Raw genomic sequence first — 2,558 nt, forward strand, 5'->3', positions numbered from 1 at the left:
AGGTAGTCCGGGCGCACGCCCAGCGACTCCAGCAGTCGGTACAGCGCGGTTTCGAAGGCGAACAGGGCGAGTTGGGCGGTGCCGGTCTGGTTGAGGGCGTCCGCGTCCTCGCCCCACATCACCTCCCGCACGGGGACGTCGAAGCGTGCGAGGACGTCGTCCAGCGCCGAGGCGAAGACGGGGAACGCGTCGTACAGCTCGCGCCCCATGCCGAGGCGCTGGGCGCCCTGGCCGGTGAAGAGGAAGGCGAGGCGGCCGGTGAGGGGCTGGCTGCTGACGATCCCGGGGTGGTTCTTCCCTTCGGCCAGTGCGCGGAGCGCGTCGAGGAGTTCGTCGCGTCCGGTGCCGATGACGACGGCCCGCTGGTCCAGCTGGGCGCGGGTGGTGGTGAGGGAGTGGGCGACGTCGCGCGGGTCGGCGTCCGTCGCCTCGACGTGGGCGAGCAGCCGGGCCGCCTGGCCGCGCAGGGCGTCGACGCTCGCCGCGGAGAGCGGCCAGGCCAGCGGGAGCGAGGAGCCGTCCCGGTCGGCCGCCGGTTCGACGGCTGCCGGTTCGGGGGCCTGCTCGATGATGACGTGGGCGTTGGTGCCGGAGATGCCGAAGGAGGAGACGCCGGCCCGGCGAGGACGCCCGGTCTCCGGCCACTGCCGCGCCTCGGTGAGGAGTTGGACCTTGCCGGCTGACCAGTCGACATGGGTGGACGGCTGGTCGACGTGCAGGGTCTTCGGCATCAGGCCGTGGTGCATCGCCTGGATCATCTTGATGATGCCGCCGGCGCCGGCGGCGGCCTGGGTGTGGCCCAGGTTCGACTTCAACGAGCCGAGCCAGATCGGCTGTTCGCGGTCCTGGCCGTAGGTCGCCTGCAGTGCCTCGGCCTCTATCGGGTCGCCGAGCGCGGTGCCGGTGCCGTGCGCCTCGACCACGTCGACCTCGGCGGGCGTGAGGCCGGCGTTGGCCAGCGCCTGGCGGATCACCCGGCGCTGGGCGGGGCCGCTCGGGGCGGTGAGGCCGTTGGAGGCGCCGTCCTGGTTGACGGCCGTGCCGCGGACGACGGCCAGGATCCGGCGGCCGTTGCGGCGCGCGTCGGAGAGCCGTTCCAGGACCAGTATGGCCGAACCCTCGCCCCAGCCGGTGCCGTTGGCGGCGTCGGCGAAGGACTTGCAGCGGCCGTCGGCCGACAGGCCGCGCTGGCGGGCGAAGGTGAGGAACGGAACGGGGGTGGTCATGACGGTGGCGCCGCCGGCCATCGCGAGGTCCGAGTCGCCGTTGCGCAGGGCCTGGCAGGCGAGGTGCAGGGCGACCAGGGAGGAGGAGCAGGCGGTGTCGAGGGTGACCGCCGGGCCCTCCAGGCCCAGGGTGTACGCGATGCGGCCGGAGGCGACGCTGCTGGTCATCGACGTGGCGAGGTAGCCCTCGGTCTCGGCGTCACCCTCGTTCAGGCGCGGCCAGTAGTCGACGTACATGACGCCGGTGAAGACGCCGGTGTTGCTGCCGCGCAACGCGGTCGGGGCGATGCCCGTACGCTCCAGCGCCTCCCAGGCGGTCTCCAGCAGCAGCCGCTGCTGAGGGTCCATCGACTGGGCGCCGCGCGGTGAGATGCCGAACGGCGTCGGGTCGAACTCGACCGCGTCGTAGAGGAATCCGCCCTCGCGGGTGTAGACGGTGCCGCCCTTCGCGGGGTCGGGGTCGTAGATCGACTCGAGGTCCCAGCCCCGGTTGTCGGGGAAGGCGCCGACGGCGTCGATGCCGTTCGCGACGGTGTGCCAGAGGTCTTCGGGCGAGCGCACCCCGCCGGGGTAGCGGCAGGCCATGCCGACGATCGCGATCGGCTCCTGCTTCTCCGACTCGACCTCCTTCAGGCGCAGTTGGGCCTGGTGGAGGTCGGCGGTCACACGCCGGAGGTAATCGCGCAGCTTGCTCTCATTCGTCGTCATACGATCAACCCCGATTTTTCGGCACGAGTCGGCAGTTCAGTCAGCGGTCAGCAGTCAGCAGTCGGAAGGCGGCGCTCGGAAGGCGGCAGCCGTGAGGCAGCGGTCAGAGGTTCTTCAGGCCGCTGTCGATGAAGTCGAAGAGGTCTTCGTCCGACGCGGCGTGGATGCGGTCGGCCCCGGAGGAACCGGTGCGGTCGTCGGTGGCGGGGGCGTCCCCGTCCTGCTGCAGGGTGTGCAGCTCGACCAGCAAGTCCTGGAGCCTGGCGGACAGTTCGGCTACCGCGGCTTGGTCCAGGGTGGCGGAGTGCAGGCCGCGCTCCAGCGCGTCGAGTTCCGCGGACAGCGCGGGTGCCGCGGCCTCCTGCGGGGCGGCCGGCGCGGCGGCCAGTTCGGCCTGGAGGTAGCCCGCGAGCGTACTGGGCGTGGGGTGCTCGAAGACCAGGCCGACCGGGAGGCGTAGGCCGGTGGCGGTGCCGAGGTGGTTGCGGAGTTCGACGGAGGTGAGGGAGTCGAACCCGACCTCGGTGAATGCCTGGTTGAGTCCGATGGCGCTCGTCTCGCCGTGTCCGAGGACGGTGGCGGCGGTGGTGCGGACGAGGGTGAGGAGGTGGTTGTGCTGTTCGG

1 protein-coding gene and 1 pseudogene are annotated in these 2,558 nt (G+C 72.0%); both read right to left on the reverse strand.

The features are described from left to right. Positions 1-1,925: pseudogene (locus tag IE332_RS40395) on the reverse strand (type I polyketide synthase); the annotation flags it as partial. A 112-nt stretch (positions 1,926-2,037) separates the two neighbouring features. After that, a partial coding sequence (locus IE332_RS40400; RefSeq protein ID WP_189926875.1) for an acyl carrier protein occupies positions 2,038-2,558 on the reverse strand: 521 nt, incomplete at its 5' end.

Origin of the sequence: Kitasatospora xanthocidica, assembly GCF_014656195.1 — a bacterium.
GTDB lineage: Bacteria > Actinomycetota > Actinomycetes > Streptomycetales > Streptomycetaceae > Kitasatospora > Kitasatospora xanthocidica.